Annotated in this window: 16 protein-coding genes; 12 read left to right on the top strand and 4 right to left on the bottom strand. The window is 37.6% G+C overall.

The annotated features are described in order from the left end of the window. Positions 1-15: 15 nt before the first annotated feature. The 7 genes from DSM107010_RS21625 to DSM107010_RS21595 all read left to right on the top strand — a co-directional run bounded on the left by DSM107010_RS21625 (position 16) and on the right by DSM107010_RS21595 (position 7211). Positions 16-987 carry a glycosyltransferase family 8 protein gene (locus DSM107010_RS21625; protein ID WP_015154510.1) on the top strand — a complete coding sequence of 324 codons (972 nt, stop codon included), beginning with the start codon at positions 16-18 and terminating at the stop codon, positions 985-987. Between the two features lie 391 nt (positions 988-1378). Continuing rightward, on the top strand, positions 1379-2230 hold the full coding sequence (gene kdsA / locus DSM107010_RS21620; protein WP_015154511.1) for a 3-deoxy-8-phosphooctulonate synthase: 852 nt from the start codon (positions 1379-1381) through the stop codon (positions 2228-2230). Next, the gene (locus tag DSM107010_RS21615) at positions 2217-2750 is read left to right on the top strand and encodes a KdsC family phosphatase (protein WP_015154512.1); all 534 of its coding nucleotides are present in this window, start codon (positions 2217-2219) and stop codon (positions 2748-2750) included. The genes kdsA and DSM107010_RS21615 overlap by 14 nt, the downstream gene beginning before the upstream one ends. A 5-nt stretch (positions 2751-2755) precedes the next feature. Continuing rightward, complete coding sequence (locus DSM107010_RS21610; RefSeq protein ID WP_106166656.1) at positions 2756-3967, top strand: polysialyltransferase family glycosyltransferase; 1212 nt, start codon at positions 2756-2758, stop codon at positions 3965-3967. Between the two features lie 80 nt (positions 3968-4047). After that, positions 4048-5199 (top strand): hypothetical protein, encoded by a 1152-nt coding sequence (locus tag DSM107010_RS21605; RefSeq protein WP_127023905.1) that lies wholly within the window; start codon positions 4048-4050, stop codon positions 5197-5199. Between the two features lie 76 nt (positions 5200-5275). Next, positions 5276-6124, top strand: coding sequence for a glycosyltransferase family 2 protein (locus DSM107010_RS21600; RefSeq protein ID WP_106166655.1), 849 nt, complete (start codon positions 5276-5278; stop codon positions 6122-6124). 7 nt (positions 6125-6131) lie between these two features. After that, complete coding sequence (locus DSM107010_RS21595; protein ID WP_041463076.1) at positions 6132-7211, top strand: glycosyltransferase; 1080 nt, start codon at positions 6132-6134, stop codon at positions 7209-7211. A 13-nt stretch (positions 7212-7224) separates the two neighbouring features. Here the strand turns inward: DSM107010_RS21595 and DSM107010_RS21590 are convergent, their stop codons facing one another. The 3 genes from DSM107010_RS21590 to DSM107010_RS21580 all read right to left on the bottom strand — a co-directional run bounded on the left by DSM107010_RS21590 (position 7225) and on the right by DSM107010_RS21580 (position 11445). Further along, positions 7225-8505 carry a tetratricopeptide repeat protein gene (locus DSM107010_RS21590; protein ID WP_106166654.1) on the bottom strand — a complete coding sequence of 427 codons (1281 nt, stop codon included), beginning with the start codon at positions 8503-8505 and terminating at the stop codon, positions 7225-7227. Between the two features lie 404 nt (positions 8506-8909). After that, the gene (locus DSM107010_RS21585; protein WP_199755683.1) at positions 8910-10136 is read right to left on the bottom strand and encodes a glycosyltransferase; all 1227 of its coding nucleotides are present in this window, start codon (positions 10134-10136) and stop codon (positions 8910-8912) included. A 139-nt stretch (positions 10137-10275) separates the two neighbouring features. Continuing rightward, positions 10276-11445, bottom strand: a complete 1170-nt coding sequence (locus tag DSM107010_RS21580; RefSeq protein ID WP_106166653.1) for a glycosyltransferase — start codon at positions 11443-11445, stop codon at positions 10276-10278. Positions 11446-12310: 865 nt separating this feature from the next. On the opposite strand from DSM107010_RS21580, the gene DSM107010_RS21575 reads away from it, so the two are divergent. Then, a complete protein-coding gene (locus DSM107010_RS21575; RefSeq protein ID WP_015154521.1) occupies positions 12311-12655 on the top strand; it encodes a PadR family transcriptional regulator in 345 nt (114 codons plus the stop codon). 54 nt (positions 12656-12709) lie between these two features. Here DSM107010_RS21575 and DSM107010_RS21570 read toward each other — a convergent pair whose 3' ends face one another. Further along, positions 12710-14263: a helix-turn-helix domain-containing protein gene (locus DSM107010_RS21570; protein ID WP_241994298.1), complete on the bottom strand. Its 1554-nt coding sequence runs from the start codon at positions 14261-14263 to the stop codon at positions 12710-12712. A gap of 823 nt (positions 14264-15086) precedes the next feature. Here DSM107010_RS21570 and DSM107010_RS21565 point away from each other — a divergent pair. The 4 genes from DSM107010_RS21565 to DSM107010_RS21550 all read left to right on the top strand — a co-directional run bounded on the left by DSM107010_RS21565 (position 15087) and on the right by DSM107010_RS21550 (position 18327). Beyond that, entirely contained in the window at positions 15087-15968 is an 882-nt protein-coding gene (locus tag DSM107010_RS21565; RefSeq protein ID WP_106169427.1) for a DUF2382 domain-containing protein, read from the top strand. A gap of 313 nt (positions 15969-16281) precedes the next feature. Further along, positions 16282-16719 (top strand): hypothetical protein, encoded by a 438-nt coding sequence (locus tag DSM107010_RS21560; RefSeq protein WP_106169428.1) that lies wholly within the window; start codon positions 16282-16284, stop codon positions 16717-16719. A gap of 60 nt (positions 16720-16779) precedes the next feature. Next, a complete protein-coding gene (locus DSM107010_RS21555; protein WP_106169430.1) occupies positions 16780-17298 on the top strand; it encodes a hypothetical protein in 519 nt (172 codons plus the stop codon). Positions 17299-17331: 33 nt separating this feature from the next. Then, positions 17332-18327: a hypothetical protein gene (locus tag DSM107010_RS21550; RefSeq protein ID WP_106169429.1), complete on the top strand. Its 996-nt coding sequence runs from the start codon at positions 17332-17334 to the stop codon at positions 18325-18327. The last annotated feature ends 376 nt before the right edge of the window (positions 18328-18703 follow it).

Here is an 18703-nt window from a genome sequence, read left to right as displayed (position 1 = left end):
ATTAAGGATAATACAATGATTTCTTCAGATACAGAATCTATTGTAGTCGTATGTGCTGCTGATAATAATTATGTAATTCCCTTATCTGTAACGCTCAAATCTATACTTGTAAATCTTAAAACTTCACAAAGAATAACTTGTTTTGTAATTGATGGTGGTATTCAAGAAGTTAATAAACAGAAAATATTAAAATCGCTGGACTCACAACAAATTATGATTGAATGGTTGCAGCCTACTGACGCTATTCTCAGTAAAGTGAAAGTTTCAGGTCATGTGACGGTTGCAACTTACTATCGGTTACTTATTCCCGATCTATTACCGCAGCATATCGAGAAGGTTATTTATTTAGACTGTGACTTAGTTGTCAACGAAGATTTACAAAAATTATGGGCTATAGAGATTGACAACAGCTATCTACTAGCAGTTCAAGATATGGGAATACGTGAAGTATCAAATCCTCGCGGTGGACTTCATAACTATCAAGAATTAGGAATTCCTCCTCATTCCAAGTATTTAAACGCTGGGGTGATGGTATTTAACTTGGAAAAGTGGCGAACAGAAAATATCAGCACTCAAGCCATTGAGTATCTTGAGCAGAATAAAGAACATGTTTTAAACTGGGATCAAGATGGAGTAAATGCAGTTCTTGCAGGTAAATGGAGAGAACTCGATCCACGGTGGAATCAAACTCCTAGCGTGTATAAATATCGATCGTGGAAAGACAGTCCTTTTACTGAAGAGATGTATAAATCTGTGATTCAACAGCCTTATATTGTTCATTTTGCAACCGCTATCAAGCCTTGGCATTACTACTGCGAACATCCAGCTAAAGATTTGTTCTTTCAGTATCTCGATATGACATCTTGGTCGGGTTGGCGACCTAAAAAACCATTGAAGTACATAATAAGGTTAGGCTTACGACGATTTAGAGAAAACATAAAATCTCTGCTCAAGAGTTTTGCATGGCATCTATCTCTTTCACGGTAATTAGAAACCTTACGCGCATCAAATTAGCTCAAGCGAGTACATCAAGTTATTGTCTATGTTCAGATTCGAGCGCTTGAGAAGTATTTTTAATGTTCGGATAAAAAAACTGAACTTTTCCATATCGACAAACTTCTGCTATTAAATCAGCATATAGATATTGCAGTTGTTCGTTTTTGGCGGCTTCTTTTAGTTTAAAAATCAATTCGTTTAGGTTAAACTTTGGTTGTAAGCATGAATTTAAACTGTATGTAATAGTTACGCTTAAATTGCTATTTAGTCATTTTAAAATAAACACAAATATTAATTTTTTTAAGGTGTTACCTTTTGAAACGAAGGATGGCTATCACCTAAAAAATTTGTCTAATCGCTATCTAAAAAAAGAGAGCAGTTTATGGTTTGTACACAAATTACAGACAACCTTTCAATTGGTGACGGCTATCCATTAACTCTAATTGGTGGTCCTTGCGTCATTGAATCAGAATATTTTACCTTAAAAATGGCAGAAAAAATTCGCCAAATATGCGATCGCTTGGGTATTTCTTTTGTGTTTAAATCTTCTTTTGATAAAGCAAATCGTACATCGTTAGACTCATTTCGAGGTCATTCTCTAGAGGCAGGGCTAGAAATTTTGCAACTGGTCAAAGATAGAATCGGAGTGCCGACTTTGACAGACATTCACGAAAGTTATCAAGCGGCAACTGTAGCTGAGGTTGTTGACGTGTTGCAAATTCCGGCTTTTCTCTGCCGTCAAACGGATTTGTTACTTGCAGCAGCTGCTACGGGTCGAGCTATTAATGTCAAAAAAGGTCAGTTTCTCGCTCCTTGGGATATGAAACATGTCATTAGCAAACTAGAAGCTGGTGGGACAAAGCGTATTCTATTAACCGAGCGAGGTACGAGCTTTGGTTACAACAGTCTAGTGGTAGATTTTCGCTCCTTGCCTCAATTGCGGAGTTTTAATTATCCTGTTGTCTTCGATGCCACCCATAGCGTGCAATTACCAGGAGGACAAGGTAGCAAATCAGGAGGGCAAAGGCAATTCATTCCCTACTTAGCGAGAGCAGCAGCGGCTGTTGGTATCGATGCACTGTTTATGGAAATTCATGCCAACCCTGACTTAGCGCCTAGCGATGGACCAAACATGATCCCTTTAGTAAATCTCGAACATATTCTTAAACAAATACTATGTGTCCGTGCCGGTTTAGAAGTTGCTAGCCAACCTGAATTCAATGCTAAAAATTAGTGAGCCTGAGCTGCAATCGCGTCTATTAAAGATTAAGCTTCTAGCACTAGATGTAGATGGCGTGTTGACAGATGGTGGTCTTTATTACACAGAGAGTGGAGAAGAACTCAAGAAGTTCAACATCAAAGATGGTCAAGGATTGAAGAAATTGATGCAATTTGGTGTAGAAGTAGCTATAATCTCGGCTAACTCTTCAAAGTCAACACTCCATCGAACTCAAAAATTAGGAATTACTCATAGTTTTATTAATGTAGAAGATAAGTTGTCTGTCCTCAAAGATTTGTGCTTACAACTAAGCATATCTTTGTCTGAAGTTGCTTATGTTGGGGATGATGACAACGACCTTCCAGTATTACAAGCGGTAGGGTGTCCTTTTACAGTTGCTGATGCCATGCCTGAGAACAAAGCTCGCGCTATATACGTTACTAGAAAGTCTGGTGGGCAAGGTGCAGTTAGAGAAATCTGCGACCTTTTGATAAACTCTCGTTTAAACTTCAAAAATCAGTTTATTTGTGCTTGAAGAAGATGTACACTCCAACAAAGCTAAAGCGACTTGTGGCTTGCCAGGGTAGCATTCAACTCATCACGGCTCTATCAGCGCTGACTTGCCGAGAGAAAGAGCAACAAGGTACGAACGTTGAATATGATAACTACTTAGTGATTTACGACCTTAGAACTCCTGAAAATCAGAGTAATACATTTGCTAATTTCATCAAAAAGATGGCAGAAGAAGTCTGCACTTGGCAGAAAATTGTGTATATCCAGCCCGAGCAAATGCAGGCACTCCAGGCAAAACTAAATCTTGTGAGGCTAAATCTTTCAAATATTCAGCAAGTCTTCTCTTTAGTTCATAAATTAACCGGTATTTCATCAGCAGATGAAATTTATCTGAGTAAAAACTACGATATCTGGGATCGACTTTTGCTAAATGTTTATGAATCGGCTAAAAAAATCTGCTATGGAGATAGTATTGGATTATATCTTTCAGCTTCTTCTACTGTTCTTCAAGTTGAACCAAGAAGTTTAAATTATAAATTAAAGCGATTATTAAAATCATTTATATCTACCAAGAACTCGATCGACGAAATAAATTTTGATGTTGGTTATTTCACAATATCTAATTTTAATACTTTGAGCGCGTCTCCTCCTATGAAAGTGGTTACGGTAAACAAAGCAGTTACCCTTAATATTTTCCAAAGATTAAGAGGAGTTGTCGGAAAGGTCGTAGACTCAGATTACATTAATAACCTGCATACAAAGCTCGTAAACAACTCTGTATCCATTTTACTGACCTCAAATTTTTCTGAGGCAACTAGAATGTCTGAGGAAAATGAAATTAGTGCATATCAAAATTTTCTTAAAATTCATAAACGAGAAGATAATACAATTTTGATAATCAAGCCACATCCAAGAGATAGCGCAGTTAAAATAGAAAAATTACAATATAGCCTAAATAGACTCTTTTCAGAAGTCATAGTGATTTCTGAGCTAAGTTGGTTTTTTCTCCCTTTTGAACTCTTTTTAATGGAAGTATTTTTGGATCGAAACTTAGTTCCTCATTGCGATATAAAAATATTTGCATTTAGTTCTGCTTGTTTATCTTTAAAATTTCTTTTTAATCTTCCTTGCATTATCGGTTTTGGTAGTGAGATTATACATCAATCATTTTATGACGAACAAGTCAATAAAAGAATACAGCATGAATTAGAGCTTAATTACTTACTTCAACAGATATAGGGCGATCGCCCCATTAAATTTAAGATTAGTCATGCAATCTATTGTATTCTTCAAGACTTCTTCTATCATTCTAAAAGACTATGGAAATAAGCAAAAGAATTAACTCGACAAAAATAGGTGGTATACGCGAACAATTGAATTACTTTCGATATGCTTTGATTTTATACTGCTTGGTAGTTATATTTGTAATTCCATTTAGATCTTTTTTTCCACATGCCAAACTATTTTTACCAATAATTGCTTTTATTTTAATTTTACAACTTATTGTTTATAAGACCAAGATAAAGCTTATAGACACTATAATTGTGTGTTTGATTTTAATAGCTTCTTCATTACCAGTGTCATCTTTGGTTTTGTTTAGATACACGCTACCTATATGCTTTATTCTGATTGGTTTTAATGATAATAAACCTACATTACTTAAAAGAAACTATCTTACTATATTATATTGGATTTGTTTGCCTTCAATTCTTTATCAACTAGTTGTGTATAGAAACCAGTTTTTTGATGGTGTAGCAAGGATTACCTTAAGTGTTGGGGATCACAACATATCGGGATTATTTATGTTGTTATTTTTCTTCTTTTGTTATAAAAATAAATTTAGGATTGGCATAGTTTTATCGCTTCTTTGTGTAGGTTTATTCCTTAGCCGAAACTATTTTATTAGTATATGCGTCTTCTTTTTGATTTTGTTATTTGAAGCTCCATTTTCAAAAATACTCAGCAAAATTCACTTTGCTTATATTTTTATAACTGTTAATTTTCTAGTAATATTACTCAGCTATTATTGGATTACAAACGTAGAAACTTCTAGTTTATTATACGATAGTGGAGCTAGTCGTCTATTTTCTTTTAGTTCTTTTAATGATAGTTCTAATTTAGATAGATTTGAAGCCAACGTTTTTTTAATTCAATCTTATTTGAACAATCCAATACTAGCTTTTCAAGGTTATAGAGATACTTATGCAAGCGTGTTTCAACCACTTCGTTTATTAATACATCAATCATTTCTTGAAGTTTTTGCATATACTGGGGTTCCCTTTAGTTGCTTGTATTTTTTCGGTTTTGTAAGAGTCGTCATGCGATTTTATCATAAAGATAATTTTAAATATATTTATTCATATTTGACTTTTACTTTATTTTTACATAGCTCTTTACAAGGAGCAACACTCACGCTTTTTATCTTGATTTTAAGTTTACCTTCAAAAAGTAAGAGATTACACCCATATTAGCAATCTAAAATTTATTAATGAAATCGAGCTATTTGCATATATGCTTCGAGTTTAGCTATCTCAACATAGCACTTGTATGAAAATATCTATTGTTACTCCAGTTTTCAATTCTGTAACAACAATTGAAAAAACGATTCTGAGTGTGATTTCTCAAAAAAGAAACTTTCCCTTAGAATATATTGTAATTGATGGTGGTTCGACTGATGGTACTATTCAAATCATAAACAAGTATGCAGACCAGATAAATTTGTTTATTTCAGAACCAGATCGTGGTCCTTATGATGCCATGAATAAGGGAATAAACCATTCAACAGGTGATGTTATAGGCATAATTAACTCTGATGATTGGTATCACGATAATGCGATCGCAACAGTCAAGCAAGAATTTTGTCAAAATCACAACATTTCTGTCCTCTATTCACCTATAACAAATTACTATAAAGGAGAATATGTTGCTACTTTTGTTCCTGGCGATCTAGATAAACTTTTATTTAGATTTACGCTCAACCATCCATCTTGCTTTATTACAAAGTCAGCATATAACCTTGTAGGCTTATATAACTTAGAATACCCGATCGCCGCAGATTACGATTTGATTCTTCGCTTATTTGTATCTGGCGTAAATTTTCATTATGTGAGTACGCCACTTGCCTCTTATTCATTAAGTGGAATGAGTTCTTCTGCCATACCCTTTGATAGACTTAAATTAATTCGGGAGTGCTGGAAGATTAGCTGTAGCCATTCTAACCAATTTTCTAGAGAGATGGAGCTTCAGCGATGGAAAGTATATGGAGCCTGGGTTTTCAATGAGTTATTTGCACTCCCAACTAGGTATTTTCTTAAGCCTCCACTAGCTAGAAAGCTGAAGTCTTTTCTAAGTAGATATCTTGGAAAGCCAGTGTCGGATACTTATGGTAAATGGTAGTTTTTCTATGTCAAGAATTTTGTTTATTTCTGCCCAGGCTCCCACTAACCAATATCCACAAGCTGGACAAAGGATTGCCTTTACGCATCTTTCAGAATATGCTGTTGCTAATGAAGTCGTTGATATAGTGGTTATAGCTAACAAAGTTGAGGTGGACGCTGCCAAAGATTTAGTTGCAAAATTTGGTAGTAACCTCTATACATATCCTCTCCATCAGTTCGACAAAATTGCTAGTTGCTTAACTCATTATCAAGTTCCCGTGAAGTTTGCTTCTCGTCTTATTAATACAGTTGAGAGAAAAATTCAAAAACTTCTCGCAACTAATATTTATGATACAATTCATTTTGAATGTTCTCATGCTGCTATATACTTTGAAGCAATTGAGAAGTATATTAATCCTACTCAAACGAAGACTGTAATTAGTTTAAGAGATGTGTGGACTCAAGTTTTTTTGAGACAGTCTGTCAGTAATTTTTTCTATGGTATTGAAGTAGCTAGAACTTTCCATTACGAACGGCAACTATACTCGCGTGTCGGTGAGTTATGGGTATCATCTACCAAAGATCGCGACCTTTTAACTTCTTTATTTTCTATACCCAGTGAAAGGATTACTATCAAACCTCACCAAGCTAGTTGTTTTGTGTATCGAGTGCAGCGTTGCTTAGAAAAGATAGAGAAAAAAAGTCTCTTGTTCTGGGGAGCTATAGGAAGACCAGAGAACGAACAAGCAATTCTTACCTTTGTCGAGCAGTGTTTTAAGAAGTTGGTTCAACACGATCGAGATTTCAAACTTTACATAGTTGGCTCTAGTCCCTCTCAAAAAGTTTTGGCACTTGCTTGTAAACAGATTATAGTTACAGGATTTGTTGAAGATCCAACTGAGTTTTTTGAAAAAGCTGAAATTGGAATAGTTCCTCTATTTAAGGGAGGTGGGATTAAACTAAAAACCCTAGAAATGCTAGAAGCTGGCTTGCCAGTTATTGCTACTGCTGTAGGTGCTGAAGGAATTGTAGATCGGAGGAAAAAATTAGTGGTGAGTGACAATTTTGAAGAATGGTTCGATTTGATCCGCATAATGATAAGGTAAAGCTTTTTTAGCTTTACTTTAACTTTTCTAAATCGCCTTCTGTTTTTAATAAGGTAGCAGAGCGATTGGCATTGCTGACAGCAGTTCCCATTTTCTTAGAACGTAGCTTAACTAAAGTTCTAATAAAGTTGGCTCGGGCAAAATCGGGAGCAATTTCTATAGCACGATCGCAATCTTTCAACGCTGCTACTAGATAATTTAATGATAAATTCACTTCAGCTCTTACAACATAAAAGTGTGGTTCGTCAGGTTCGAGAATAATTGCTTTTGTGTAATCAGCTTTTGCTGCTTTCAACTGATGACTTTGAAAGTAAAGTTCTCCTCTTTCTATATAAGCCAAAACATTTTCTGGATTCTGTTCAATTACCTGACTCCAATCAGCGATCGCTCCTGAAATATCACCTAGATTTTTTCTCACCCAAGCTCTATCTGCATAACAGTACATGCACTTGCGATCTAGTGATATCGCTATATTATAATGTTCTAAAGCAGATGATAGTTGTCCGAATTGACATAGCAACGCCCCGCGCTTATGTTGCAGAAAATGCTCGTCAGGACACAACTCGATGGCGCGATCGTATTCAGAAAAAGCTGCGGCTAATTCTCCAAGAGATTCTAAAATCTCTCCGCGATATACATAGGCAGTAACAACATTTTTAGAATTAGTTTTATCGAGATGAATTACGGCTGCATAATCATTTAACGCTGCTTGTGTTTGAGCTAATTTTTTGTAAGCATTACCTCGATTCAAATAAGCAATAGCAAAATCAGGGTTAAGCACGATTGCTTGAGAGAAATCAACCACCGCAGCATGATAATCTCCAGTTCTCACCCATATATAGCCTCGATTCAAATAGCTATCACTGCGATCGGGTGCAATATGAATAGCCGTAGAAAGGTCTTTTAGTGCCGCACTATAATCATTTAAGTAGCTATAAGCATTTGCTCGATTAACATGCGCTTGAATTTTATTTGAGTCAACCTCAATTGCTTTAGTAAAATCAGCAATAGCAGCTTCAGCATTCTGCTTTTGCTCTAGGTAAGTTATTCCTCGGCAAATATAAGCTTTATAGTGTTGCGGATCGAGTTTTATCGCTAGATCGTAGTCAGAGATTGCTTTATCTGACATTTTTAAAATACTATAAAGGTTGCCTCGATTGTATATAACTTCTACTAAATTCGGATCGAGCTTAAGAGCTTTGTTAAAATATAAAAGTGCTATTTTAACATTACCTTCAAATAACGCATGTAAACCATATTGCTTGTACTGCCAAGCTTGAATTTTTTTTACCATAATTTACTTGGATACTTCGACTGGATGTGTGAATACTTTGACTCATAGATCGGAGTTGTCTTTTTCTAAGAACAATATATGTATTACATCCGACGGAAATGATAGTATTCCTGAACTTTTCTGTATAGACAAACTTTATCTATCAAGAGAACATATTGGTATGACACAAATCTAAGTGTCAAATTTCTATTATATAGAGGTGATTTAGCACTACACAATCTACAAGTTGTTAAGAGAAGTCACTCAGAGTGCGCTCTAACAATCTTAGAAAATAAAAGACGTTTGTTTCAGTTTCGTTTGTAGTGGTATATTGGATAAGTCTGTCAAATTCCTATTAGCTATGCGATCGCAGCAAAGCTTAATACTGTAAGTGGCAAAAGTTATAGCTTTACTAACTTATGAGGTTAAATAGTCTTCAATGTGATGTATTTAAGTACATTTCTCATGTAACTAATATCACTTTTCTTAGCTTTCTGTAGCCTTTCAGTTGCAAACTGCAAAACTCGCTCCGCTCGTCCATCCCAAGTAAAATTATGTACTTCTTGAAAAGCACAGTCAGCAATAGTCTTAGCTAATAAAGGATTATTCAATAGAGTATCTATTGCTAATTTGAATGAGAGTGGTTCGTCAGGTTCTGCCAACAGTGCATTTTCTCTATGTCGCAATACTGTTGCTATAGTCGGTAAAGCTGAAGCGACAATTGGTCTCTTAGCAACCATATAATCAAATAACTTCAACGGACAAGTAGCTTCAGCCAGTTCCCAATACTTACTGGTAGGAAGAATTAGAATGTCTGCGGCATATAGATATAATGCTAGCTCAGATTGTGGTACGTGACCGAAAAATTGTATGTTTTGTAAATTCATCTGTTGACAAGTTGCTTTTACCCGGTTGATATCATCAATCCATCCTCCTACTAAAACAAATTCACATTCTGGCATCAGACTAGCAGTTTTCAAAATTGTTGGTATGCCTTTATAATCGTACAAATGCCCTGAATATAAGATAATTTGACTGTCTTTTTGTAAAGATAACTTTTGGCGGGCTAAAGATTTAGTTTGATAAGGAAGAAAATTTTTAATGTCTACGGCATTAGGAGCTACCAATGTTTTTTCAGGAAGCAAACCATGATTTAAATAGTTCTCTGCAAGTTGAGGTAATGTGGTAACAACACCAAGTAAGTTCTTGTTATCGAATAACTTTTTACATGTAGAACTGAGTTTTTCTGAAACTGGTTCGTGCCATTCCCAAAGCACAGGTATACACATTCTTAGCAAAATTTCAACCACAGGAAACGAACGAGTATAAATTAAGCAAGGAGCTTTAAAACAAGCGTATAAAATAGCCAGTTTATAAAAGATAAAATTTTCATAATTTTGGGGAAAAGGATACTCGATCTTAATATGCAGCGGTAGGCGAACTAGTTTAAATTTATGATGTAAACCATACCAAGCTTGAAATTCTGAGTCTATGCCTTTTAAAACTGAAAAAATATCTCCGCTAGTAACCAATTCAAAATTTTCAACTTTTTGAGAAAAAGCCTGCGCCATTTTAGCAGTTTGAATTGAGTGAGCCATTTTTGATGGTAGGTTTCCTTTAGATACATAAATTAGAGATTTTAGCGTTTCCATTTTACTTTCTTTGATAGGTATTTTTTGATGATGCCAATGATTAGTACATGCAAAACCTATATACTATTACTCGTATTTTCATGCTTAACCTTTCGCTTTGATAGCGCTAGTATATATAATATTTACGATCGCAAAAACACTAGTTAAATCGAGTCACTTCTTTTTTTGGAAGATTGTTAGTTGCTTTTGCTAAAACTTCAGACACAACCTCTGTGTATCGAGCAAGACTGAATGTCTCTAATACTTTTTCACGAGTTTGCTTCCAGTCTACAGAATAAGCCGAACCGCTAGCGATCGACAAAATTGATTCAGCAATCGACTCAGGTGTGTTTTCGCAAGTCCATAGCTCTGTTTCTGGATTAAAAAACTCTCTCAAAGCTGGGGAATTCATGGTTAATGTAGGTAATCCTAATGAGAGGGCTTCAATCAACTTATTAGGAAGAGCATGATACGCCTTATCTGTATTACCAAAAATACCTAATGCTAGATCGCAATAATTAACTAGATATTTAGGTAAGGAACCATTAATAAAGTTTAAGTCTTTCCTTAAAAAAACTATAGATTCAAGATGATATGACCGAACTTTTTCTACATAATCGTAAAAAGCTTTATTGTCTATACCAAAGAAGTTACAAGTAAAATGCAAGTTTCTTTCTCGCAAAATTCTTATTGCTTGTAATATGTTATCCAATCCATGTAAAGGAATAAATGTTCCCCACCAACAAATATTTAATTTACCATCTTGCATCCAGCTTCTATTGGGGAGCAAACAAGAAACATTACACAGAGGAGCTATATAAACTTTTTTTCTGTCAATATCAGTATTCAGAATCTGTTCCCAGTAAGTTAACTCTTGATTAGAGCTATGAATGAGATAGTCTGATTTCTTTAACGCTAGTATATCTTTTTCAATATATGATTTAGCGAGTTTACTTCCATCACCAACTCTTTTTCTGTCCCTCACTTCAGTATCGTAAAGCGAGATATACATTTCAACTATGACTTTTTTCCTAAAAAGCTTTGCTGCAAAGATGGTACTTTTGATGAAAATAGTATTCATTGGTAATAAGTAAATTACATCCGTAAATGCAGCTTTTATTAAAAGCTCAACCCAGTAAAACTTAGTTAATACTTTTTCAATTAACGAGCTTTGCATCCTTAAGTTTATATAATAAAAGCTAGGACATAATTGAGAAACAAAATAATTTTTGGAACTAGATAGAAACTCGATGAGAGCTTGAGAACGACGATCTACGCGAGAAATATTGCCACAGAGCAAAACCTTGGCTTGATTGATGGGTGCTAGCATTGAAGTAATATTTTTGAGAATTGAACTATTGGCGAAAATACATGAAACTATTTTTTAAGTACCGTGTTTTATTTTTGCTTGAAACGTTGAAATGTCTCACTTTAAATAGTGAAAGAAATGAGCCAGCTTTTGTAATAATTTTGTTAGTGCAAGCTGTATCTTAACAATTGCATCTATGCAGGAATGAAAGACGTAGCTTAATAGAAATTAAATATCATGAAAAACTCGAATTGCTACTTTGTAAATTGCAATATATTATCCAGGCTTTCATACTGTCTAATGAAACTTCCGACTTAACTAACAGTATGTACTTGTTTGCACGATAAATATTTCAGACTCTGACTGGTGTTGCTTAAGTGCACTCTTAGTGTCTTCTCTCACAATCCATAACACCACGATCTATAACGCCCATAGCGCTACTTTACTTGTATTAATAATTTAGTCTTGATAGTTAAATTAGTCAAACGAAACCCTACCGAATAATGTTTTTTAATACCATAAATTTAATAATTATATTTCTGCTTTATCATCATGTTCAGTTATAAGTCAGTTTTTGTCAATACATAAAAGTTACAGAAAAGTTCAGGACAAGAAGCGAAATTGTCTTTACAAATATGCAAAACGCAAACATCAAACACAAGACAAGGAATAGGCTCCATCTTACTATTCCGCTTTGTGAACTACGGTTTACTGGTGCTAGCACTGCTCGATCTCCTAGAGATACTCGTCCCCATGCGCTTGCTAAATTCAGTGGAATTTTTGTGACCAGCACCGTTGTTAGTGCTTGACACTTTGCAGCTTCAAATCAAAATGGATGCTCGCACCCAATTGTCAATCTTGTTTTATTACAATTCCTTAACCTTTAATGCAGCTTGAAGATATTTATCAATATTTTGCCAATCCTCCAGAGATTTATCTTTGCCAAGAGCAAGCAGTTTGTTATATCCTGTCGGTCTTGCTTGAGGGTGAATCTTATGGCTCTGGATTGATTCAAAAGCTCGAACGTGAAGAGTCTCGCTATCGCCTCTCCGATACCGTGTTGTATGCAGCGCTGAAATTTCTCGAAGATGAAGGAGCGATCGCGGGGTACTGGCAAAAACTAGAGGGTCGCGGTCGTCCCCGACGGATGTTTCGGCTCAATCACCAATGGCAAGATGAAGCACGAAAGCTAGCAAAATTATGGAGCGATAGCATCACCAAATATAAATAAGTCAGCCATTTAGGAGCAGAACGCCTCTGCCGCGGGATAGCTGGGCGATCGCTTCTACGATTTCATCTCCAATTTTTCAAGTAATTTAGGCAGATCCTTTTGAGATACTTGGCGATGCTCGGTTTCGATCGCATCAACCCAAGATATACTTTTCCCCATCGTTGCGGCAAAGAAAGCCCTCGACCAGCCTTTAGCTTTTCTAGCTTCTCTAATCGCAGCACCAGATGGCGGCTGTTGTTTGGGACGTTCCACGCCTCTAAGCTGGTTTGGCGATTTGGCAATCTCTGTCAACGCTGCTTCTGGTAAATCGAATCGCCATGTAGTATCTAAAAGCTGGCTCCAGAAGCCAATTGGTCTTTTCGCACCATCGTTATTTAACAACCACGCAGGACCAGTTTCTACCTCGACTCGCCATCCAGCCGCTTCAATTACTTTCAAGTCAGTCGCCAAATCGTCAGCTAGTTGCCGTCGTAGTTGCCGATCTTGCTCTGCTAGCGCAATTTTAGCCATACCATACGCAATTTGCATCAGAGATTTGCCGGAAAAGACTTTGCGGCATCCTGGCTTGACTTGAAAAATCAGCCAAATTAGCATTCGAGCTGCACCAGCATTTTGCTTACCAATGCTAAACAGCGTTTGTACTGTTTTTTTGGTAATAACTCCCGTATAGTAATAGTACTCAGACTTATTTAAAAAGTACTTCGCCCACAATCCAGGTTGAACGATGACTTTTAAACCTGTCAGCTTCGGATTGCCTGCCTTATCTGTCTCAAAATCTCTTGCAACATTGACATTCCAGATTTTTAAATCGGCTACGGTAAAGGCTCTTACCTTGCCTTGTTTTTCCCAAACTACGTGAGCTAATATCTGTGCAGGCTGTCGTACCAGGTCATACAGAATTGTCAGTTGCTCATGTCTGCATAAATCTCTACGTTTGATTAATCCGGTGTATTCCAGCAGTTGTTTATCATCTAATAGAAACTCACTTTGCCACGGATTATGCAGATTTGCAGCAGCGGCGCAATAAATTAGATGAATAGCGCCTGCTCTAGGATCGAATCGATCTATGACAGCTAAAGCTGCTGACTCAGATATGGTGTCAGGAGACAAGTTTTCTAAATTGTCAGTGACGTAGTAAGAGATCGTGCCTTTTTTGGCATCAGTTGCTTTTTCATAGCTCAAATTGTTTTGGGTTTCGGTCTTCCAGGGTAGATCGCGCTTTTGAGATAACACTTCTGCCACGCCATGCAACAAGAGTGACAAAGCGGCAAGATTCGTCTTGCCATCTGGAAACAGAGAAGCTTTCTTGAATGGTTTGGTTGGAGATTTCAGCTGCCTAGACTTCAGAAGAATCTTTTTGACAGTCCCCAATTTACTTGTCTGAGGTGATGTGGTAGTTGATTCTGTAGCGATCGTTTCTTCGCGGTCTACTTCGGTCTTGCTTGTGTCATTTTGCCGAAGAATAACTGTTTGTACTGCCAGTTGAAGCAGACTTCCAAGCCGATTACGCAGTAATTCTGGTAATTTCATTTCTTGCTTGGTATACCGATCGCATTTATCGTATTTTTTGCTCTTGCTGGAAACGCGAATTATTGCATCTCCATACAAACATATCTCGGATTTGACGATATTTTCCTACCTAATTTGGTAGACCTTGCGGAGTTTATTGAAGTATTAATGACAGGAATGCTAACTAAGTGAAAGTGTGCGAGTAAATCCGATCTATCAAAAGGCATATTCTGAAAGTAGTACTACTAAAAGTAGGCGATCGCATAAGTGCCGTCTTCATCAGCAGATTTGAGCCGATTGGATTTAGTGTAGTTCTAAAGTACTAGTATCGTCTCACTTTTTCCAAAACAGGTTGAATCAATTTGCTTTAAACAGCATCAAAATCTTAGTGAGCAAGAATCTTACAACTTTACATTTACTACCATAGCAGTGCTAAATGATTTGTAAAGTAGGCTTCTAGCCTGCTCCACGTTTATGAATCAAATAGGGTTGCTATAGCACTTAGTCACACTTTTGCTAGAAACAAGTCATACTTTTGCTAGAAACAAGTCACACTTTTTCGTTATAGGGCTTAGATTTAAAATACTTACATTAAAATCTTACATTTTCAGCTCAAGCTAAAAATGTAAGGGCTATTGAATCGAGCGAATAAGATATTTTTCTAAATCTACGGTTTTAGAGATAGCTTCAAAGTAAAATCATTGGAAATGAAGTAATAAAAAACCTTGCAGCTAGTAAACTTTAAGGAATGTTACTCAATTAAAACAGAGATTACTCGCCATAAAAAAGTCAAACATCTATCTGTATGAGTAGTGAAAAGTTCAAACTTTGATTCTGTGGATAGGTGAAAAGAATGTAATTTTGATGGCTTAATATTGGGTGACTGTTAATCATGAATTATTTCTAAGCGGAGAAGAAAGTTATGCCATTACTAAGCATTAGCGATTTCGATACAGATTATCAGCGTACCTTTGAAGGAAACGACATCAAAGGTATGGATGTTTACGGTGAAGGAGATGGGGAAAAGTTTGGTACAGTAAAAGATATTTTAGTAGACGAACAAGGTAATTTTCGGTATTTTGTTATCGACGTAGGATTCTGGATTTTTGGTAAAAAAGTACTACTGCCAGTTGGTCGCGCTCGGATCGATCGCAACGCTCATCGCGTCTATGCCAACGGTTTGACTAGAGAGCAAGCGGATCGCTTACCCGAATATACAGAAGGCATGACAGCAGACTACGATTACGAAGAACGGGTAAGAGGAGTTTATCGTACAGAAGCTTCTTTAGATGCATCAGCACCTCTAGACTCGGCATCTACTGCTGCGATGATGGGTACTGCTACGCCAACTAGCTATAACCGCGATACTTACACTTACGAGCATGACAGAGATTTATACGATACAAGCACTCATAGCGATCGCACCATTAAACTTTATGAAGAGCGGTTGATTGCCAGCAAACAGCGCCGCAAAACTGGAGAAGTTGCGATCGGCAAGCACGTTGAAACTGAGACAGAACGAGTTTCAGTTCCAATAGAAAAAGAGCGGGTCGTGATTGAAAGAATTACCCCACCCGATGCAGGTAGGGCTGTTGCACCTGGTGAAGTTGACTTCCATGAGGGTGAAGTTGCCCGTTTAGAAGTGTATGAAGAAGTTCCAGATATTCATAAAGAAGCCTTTGTTAGAGAAGAAATCAGAGTCAAGAAGGTCGTAGAACAGGAAACTGTGGAAGCACAAGAAACGATTCGCAGGGAAGAATTAGATATCGATACTGATGGTCGCCCAGTTATCAGTGACCAGTGACCAGTTATCAGTGACCAGTTATCAGTGACCAGTGACCAGTTATCAGTGACCAGTGACCAGTTATCAGTGACTAGCGATCGGTTAATTCTAACTTCTGACTCCTAACTGCTTTTTACTAGACCTCCTGCATGAATCAAAAAATCATGGATGTCATTCTGTTGGCGAAGCCTTCCCGAAGGGTACGCAACGCAGTGTAGTGAAGAATCTCCCAGATGTTTCGCTTCGCGTGTTGATGACAATTCAAGTATTCACGCAGGAGGTCTACTGACAACTGATAACTGTTCTATTCATTTGTAAATTGTAGGAGGTAGAAATGAGTTTGATTAAAAAGTTTCGAAAAATTGCGACTGTGCTGCTCTTAGTATTATTTGTGACTACAACTACAGCCTGTAGCAGTGCAGTTCAAGCCAAACAGCCAACAACAATGCTACCAACAGCTAGCCGGAGTGCAGATTACTTGCAAATAGCAAGAGGAAATACTCAAGCCGGACAAGATTTTGGTAGTTGGGTCGTGCAAACGGCTAGGGGAATGGTTAAAGATGCCTATGTGCGCGACAACAATAAATTAGGTGTTGTCATCTCACCTGAAGTTCGCCCAAACGAAGTTAAGCCATTAGCAAAATCTCTAGCTCAAGGTTTTCGCCGCAATTTCCCCAACCAAGATTTGACTGTGTTGATGTACGCACCGGATAAAAAGCTAATTTTGACAGCTAAGTACGACACTCAAACTAATCAGATTGAATACAAGTAGGTCGTTGGTCATTTGTCATTAACTATGAATGCAAATGGCGGTAGTAACAAGGAGAAAAAAATGAGTAGTAGCGACAAATATAGAAAAGAAGTCATGAACGATCTCGCTCAAGGTAATGTAGAAAACCTTGACGCTTCCACAAATTTAGAGCAAGATTACGAAAATTTTGACGATTTTGCTCAACGCTCATCTCACGAAGAACGTCGCCGCTTATTCGGTCGCTCTTTCCACCCAGACCGAATTCCCACAAATCAGATGGAACCGGAATTGCAAAAAGCGATCGCCCAGATTAAACCAAATGAAAGAGATGATGTGGCGCGGGCTTTCTTCAAGCACTTAGGTAAAAGAGGACTGCACGATCGCGATTTAGAAAAGCAATTGGGGCTATCAACTCATCACGCCAGCCGGATGAATGCCGACGATGTAAGTAAATTAGCTGCATTTGCTTATCACAACCATCCCGATATTTTTCAAGAGGTATTAGCGGAACAACCTGCGTTCGTGAAATTCCTCAGCAATCCAATGGTCGGTGCTGCATTGGGTGCGATCGCGGCTAAATGGTTGGGTGGTCGTAAGTAAGAGAAAAAGTGTTTAGGTGTGAAGGAGTGAAGTATGCCCGGGAGTGCAGATTTATCCAAATTCAGCCAGTTGAGTTTGGGTGTAGCGATCGCTTTTTTTGGTGTGGGGGTGCTACCCCAACAACTTCTGGCTGAGGAACAGAGGCTTAAGGATTCAACCGAGAAAGAGGCGGTAGCCCTAACGAGTAGCACGGCTCAAAACGAAGACATATCTTACGCTGCCGCCGATCTGCAACCGCAGGACGAATCTACCCAGGAGCTACGACTGGCGCAGCGAGAAGTTGACATCGATACTTTCTGTCGCTCGTATCCCTACAATTCTCGTTGTGCTGATTACCAGCCACCGGAGCAACGTCAGAAGCCAAAAGAGAAGCTGAGAGAAACTTTAACCGAAAAGCAGCCGCGAAGTGGCTTTGCACTCACAGGTAAAGCTGGTACTTTAGGATTTGGGTTAGAAGGAGTTGGGGCTATTTCTCCTAATTTTAACGGTCGCTTGGGAGTGAATTACTTTGATTTTGGGATTGACACCGAGCAAAGCGATATTGACTACGATGCTGACGTGCAGCTATTCAGTGTTTCGGCACTTTTAGACTGGTATCCGTCGAAAAGAAGTGACTTTAGGATTACAGGCGGCTTATTTTACAACAACAACAAAGTTGACGCAACTGCCCGCTCAACTGCAACTTTGGATATTGGAGGTGTAGAGTTTCCTGCTTCAGCCGTGGGTCAGCTAGAAGGAGAACTGACATTTCCTAACACAATTTCTCCTTACGTTGGCATTGGTTACGGTAATCCAGTCAAACGCGATCGCGCCTTCAGTTTTTCGATTGATTTAGGCGTTTTATTCGGGGGTGCGCCAGAAGTCGATCTGATTGCATCAGGACCAATAGCAGGACCAGCGTTACAACTACCAGTTGTAGGTTCGTTATTAGAAGATGCGATCGAACAGGAAGAAGACGATATCGAAGACGATTTGAGCGACTTCAAGATCTATCCCGTGCTGACTATTGGCATTTCCTACCACTTCTAATCGGTTCTGCTTGCTGATGATTGGATAGGAAAGCTCGCATAGCATTCCGATAAATTCTGAACAATCGACCAGAAATCATCAGAGATTTAACAATTCTTCTGCTGCTGTAATATAGCAATCCTATTTGATTCATGAACGTGGAGCAGGCTCCTAGCCCGCCGCAGGCTAGAAGCCTACTGTACAAATCATTTAGAACTGCTATATCTGATTTCAGGAAAATATTTCTGAAAATATTTCTATCAGTTTAGATACACAACGAGAGAAGTCAAAAATACATAACTTGCGGTATAAACGGCTAAATAAGCTATCAGTTAGCTTGGGAAATATATTGCCTCAGATGTAGCAGTATGAGCGTGCGCCGAATTCAAACGAGGTA

It is taken from the genome of Chroococcidiopsis cubana SAG 39.79 (assembly GCF_003991895.1).
Classification (GTDB): domain Bacteria; phylum Cyanobacteriota; class Cyanobacteriia; order Cyanobacteriales; family Chroococcidiopsidaceae; genus Chroococcidiopsis; species Chroococcidiopsis thermalis.
Note: the sequence above shows the minus strand (reverse complement) of the source record. Positions and strands in the feature narration are given on the sequence as shown.

Bases quoted from the DNA above. Each gene is read 5' to 3' on its own strand.
- DSM107010_RS21625 (WP_015154510.1), top strand. From the start codon at position 16: ATGATTTCTTCAGATACAGAATCTATTGTAGTCGTATGTGCTGCTGAT.
- kdsA (WP_015154511.1), top strand. From the start codon at position 1,379: ATGGTTTGTACACAAATTACAGACAACCTTTCAATTGGTGACGGCTAT.
- DSM107010_RS21615 (WP_015154512.1), top strand. From the start codon at position 2,217: ATGCTAAAAATTAGTGAGCCTGAGCTGCAATCGCGTCTATTAAAGATT.
- DSM107010_RS21610 (WP_106166656.1), top strand. From the start codon at position 2,756: ATGTACACTCCAACAAAGCTAAAGCGACTTGTGGCTTGCCAGGGTAGC.
- DSM107010_RS21605 (WP_127023905.1), top strand. From the start codon at position 4,048: ATGGAAATAAGCAAAAGAATTAACTCGACAAAAATAGGTGGTATACGC.
- DSM107010_RS21600 (WP_106166655.1), top strand. From the start codon at position 5,276: ATGAAAATATCTATTGTTACTCCAGTTTTCAATTCTGTAACAACAATT.
- DSM107010_RS21595 (WP_041463076.1), top strand. From the start codon at position 6,132: ATGTCAAGAATTTTGTTTATTTCTGCCCAGGCTCCCACTAACCAATAT.
- DSM107010_RS21590 (WP_106166654.1), bottom strand. From the start codon at position 8,505: ATGGTAAAAAAAATTCAAGCTTGGCAGTACAAGCAATATGGTTTACAT.
- DSM107010_RS21585 (WP_199755683.1), bottom strand. From the start codon at position 10,136: ATGGAAACGCTAAAATCTCTAATTTATGTATCTAAAGGAAACCTACCA.
- DSM107010_RS21580 (WP_106166653.1), bottom strand. From the start codon at position 11,445: ATGCTAGCACCCATCAATCAAGCCAAGGTTTTGCTCTGTGGCAATATT.
- DSM107010_RS21575 (WP_015154521.1), top strand. From the start codon at position 12,311: ATGCAGCTTGAAGATATTTATCAATATTTTGCCAATCCTCCAGAGATT.
- DSM107010_RS21565 (WP_106169427.1), top strand. From the start codon at position 15,087: ATGCCATTACTAAGCATTAGCGATTTCGATACAGATTATCAGCGTACC.
- DSM107010_RS21560 (WP_106169428.1), top strand. From the start codon at position 16,282: ATGAGTTTGATTAAAAAGTTTCGAAAAATTGCGACTGTGCTGCTCTTA.
- DSM107010_RS21555 (WP_106169430.1), top strand. From the start codon at position 16,780: ATGAGTAGTAGCGACAAATATAGAAAAGAAGTCATGAACGATCTCGCT.
- DSM107010_RS21550 (WP_106169429.1), top strand. From the start codon at position 17,332: ATGCCCGGGAGTGCAGATTTATCCAAATTCAGCCAGTTGAGTTTGGGT.